We start from the raw sequence: 3,381 nt of genomic DNA on the forward strand, positions 1-3,381 counted from the left end.
GGTAGGGGTTGTTGTGTGTTGTTTGAGAACTGCACAGTGGACGCGAGCATCTTTGTTGTAAGTGTTTATGAGCGTACGGTGGATGTCTTGGCACCAGGAGCCGATGAAGGACGTGGGAGGCTGCGATATGCCTCGGGGAGCTGTCAACCGAGCTGTGATCCGAGGATTTCCGAATGGGGAAACCCAGCACGAGTGATGTCGTGTTACCCGCGCCTGAATATATAGGGCGTGTGGAGGGAACGTGGGGAAGTGAAACATCTCAGTACCCACAGGAAGAGAAAACAATATGTGATTCCGTCAGTAGTGGCGAGCGAACGCGGAAGAGGCTAAACCATGGGTGTGTGATACCTGGCAGGGGTTGCACTTGTGGGGTTGTGGGGTTCATTGTGTCGGCGCTGCTGAGTCGGCCAACAGTAAGAAATCATGATGTTAGTCGAAGTGGTCTGGAACGGCCTGTCGTAGAGGGTGAGAGTCCCGTAGACGAAAACGTTGTGACTGTTGATGTGAATACCCAAGTAGCACCGGGCCCGTGAAATCCGGTGTGAATCTGTCGGGACCACCCGATAAGCCTGAATACTCCCTGGTGACCGATAGCGGACTAGTACCGTGAGGGAAAGATGAAAAGTACCCCGGGAGGGGAGTGAAATAGTACCTGAAACCGTGCGCTTACAATCCGTCAGAGCCTGTGCAGCCTTTGGTGGCTGGTGGGTGATGGCGTGCCTTTTGAAGAATGAGCCTGCGAGTTAGTGGCATGTCGCGAGGTTAACCCGTGTGGGGTAGCCGTAGCGAAAGCGAGTCCGAATAGGGCGGGTTAGTGGCATGTTCTAGACCCGAAGCGGAGTGATCTACCCATGGCCAGGGTGAAGCGATGGTAAGACGTCGTGGAGGCCCGAACCCACTTAGGTTGAAAACTGAGGGGATGAGTTGTGGGTAGGGGTGAAAGGCCAATCAAACTCCGTGATAGCTGGTTCTCCCCGAAATGCATTTAGGTGCAGCGTCGCGTGTTTCACTCTGGAGGTAGAGCTACTGGATGGCCGATGGGCCCTACAAGGTTACTGACGTCAGCCAAACTCCGAATGCCAGGGTGTGAGAGCGCGGCAGTGAGACTGCGGGGGATAAGCTTCGTAGTCGAGAGGGAAACAGCCCAGATCGCCGGCTAAGGCCCCTAAGCGTGTACTAAGTGGAAAAGGATGTGGGATCGCTGAGACAACCAGGAGGTTGGCTTAGAAGCAGCCACCCTTGAAAGAGTGCGTAATAGCTCACTGGTCAAGTGGTCCTGCGCCGACAATGTAGCGGGGCTCAAGTACACCGCCGAAGCCGCGGCATTCGCATAACACACGCATTGTCCTGCGGGATGGTGTGCAGTGGTGTGGATGGGTAGGGGAGCGTCGTGTGGCCGTGGAAGCAGCAGTGTGAACTAGTTGTGGAGGCCATGCGAGTGAGAATGCAGGCATGAGTAGCGAAAGACGAGTGAGAAACTCGTCCGCCGAATGACCAAGGGTTCCTGGGCCAGGTTAATCCGCCCAGGGTGAGTCGGGACCTAAGGCGAGGCCGACAGGCGTAGTCGATGGACAACGGGTTGATATTCCCGTACCCGTGTGAACGCGCCCCTGATGAATCACTGGTACTAACCATCCTGAAGCAGGTCTGTTCCCTTCGGGGGATGGGGTTGTGGATGCATGGGACCTTCGGTGGTAGTAGTCAAGCGATGGGGTGACGCAGGAAGGTAGCTGGGCCGGCTGGTGGATTAGCCGGTGTAAGCCTGTAGGGCGAGTGGTAGGTAAATCCGCCACTCATATGGCCTGAGAGGTGATGCGTAGCCGTTGTGGTGAATTCAGTGATCCTATGCTGCCGAGAAAAGCCTCTAGCGAGCTTTCACATGGCCCGTACCCCAAACCGACACAGGTGGTCAGGTAGAGAATACTGAGGCGATCGAGATAACTGTGGTTAAGGAACTCGGCAAAATGCCCCCGTAACTTCGGGAGAAGGGGGACCTCGTCTGGTGAGGAGTCTTGCACTCTGAGCTGGGTGGGGTCGCAGAGACCAGAGAGAAGCGACTGTTTACTAAAAACACAGGTCCGTGCGAAGTCGTAAGACGATGTATACGGACTGACGCCTGCCCGGTGCTGGAAGGTTAAGAGGACCGGTTAGCTGCATTTGTGTGGCGAAGCTGAGAATTTAAGCCCCAGTAAACGGCGGTGGTAACTATAACCATCCTAAGGTAGCGAAATTCCTTGTCGGGTAAGTTCCGACCTGCACGAATGGCGTAACGACTTCTCTGCTGTCTCGACCACAGACTCGGCGAAATTGCATTACGAGTAAAGATGCTCGTTACGCGCGGCAGGACGAAAAGACCCCGGGACCTTCACTATAGCTTGGTATTGGTGTTCGGTTCGGTTTGTGTAGGATAGGTGGGAGACTGTGAAGCGGGCACGCCAGTGTTTGTGGAGTCGTTGTTGAAATACCACTCTGATCGTATTGGATGTCTAACCTCGGGCCCTGATCGGGTTCAGGGACAGTGCCTGGTGGGTAGTTTAACTGGGGCGGTTGCCTCCTAAAATGTAACGGAGGCGCCCAAAGGTTCCCTCAGCCTGGTTGGCAATCAGGTGTTGAGTGTAAGTGCACAAGGGAGCTTGACTGTGAGACTGACAGGTCGAGCAGGGACGAAAGTCGGGACTAGTGATCCGGCATCGGCATGTGGAAGCGGTGTCGCTCAACGGATAAAAGGTACCCCGGGGATAACAGGCTGATCTTCCCCAAGAGTCCATATCGACGGGATGGTTTGGCACCTCGATGTCGGCTCGTCGCATCCTGGGGCTGGAGTAGGTCCCAAGGGTTGGGCTGTTCGCCCATTAAAGCGGCACGCGAGCTGGGTTTAGAACGTCGTGAGACAGTTCGGTCTCTATCCGCCGCGCGCGTTAGAAACTTGAGGAAGGCTGTCCCTAGTACGAGAGGACCGGGACGGACGAACCTCTGGTGTGCCAGTTGTCCCGCCAGGGGCACGGCTGGTTGGCTACGTTCGGAAGGGATAACCGCTGAAAGCATCTAAGCGGGAAGCCTGTTCCAAGATGAGGTTTCTCACCCCTTTTTGTGGGGGTAAGGCCCCCGGCAGATCACCGGGTTGATAGGTCGGAACTGGAAGCGCAGTAATGTGTGGAGGTGACCGGTACTAATAGGCCGAGGACTTACCATGAAGGTGTTACGCGTCCACTGTGCGGTGTCTGAGACAGCATGCTCATGCATTCTCGGCTTTTGTGGGTTGGGGGTGTGTGCGTGGTGGTTTCATAGAGTTACGGCGGTTATAGCGATGGGGAAACGCCCGGTCCCATTCCGAACCCGGAAGCTAAGCCTGTCTGCGCCGATGGTACTGCACTCGTCAGG

The 3,381-nt window shown here is 55.7% G+C and carries 2 rRNA genes; both read left to right on the forward strand.

From position 1 onward, the window contains the following. Positions 1-55 precede the first annotated feature (55 nt). Positions 56-3,193 (forward strand): 23S ribosomal RNA (locus tag Q7514_RS33040). Positions 3,194-3,291: 98 nt separating this feature from the next. Next, a 5S ribosomal RNA gene (rrf, locus tag Q7514_RS33045) occupies positions 3,292-3,381 on the forward strand; the annotation flags it as partial.

This window comes from Rhodococcus artemisiae, from assembly GCF_036327795.1.
Classification (GTDB): domain Bacteria; phylum Actinomycetota; class Actinomycetes; order Mycobacteriales; family Mycobacteriaceae; genus Rhodococcus; species Rhodococcus artemisiae.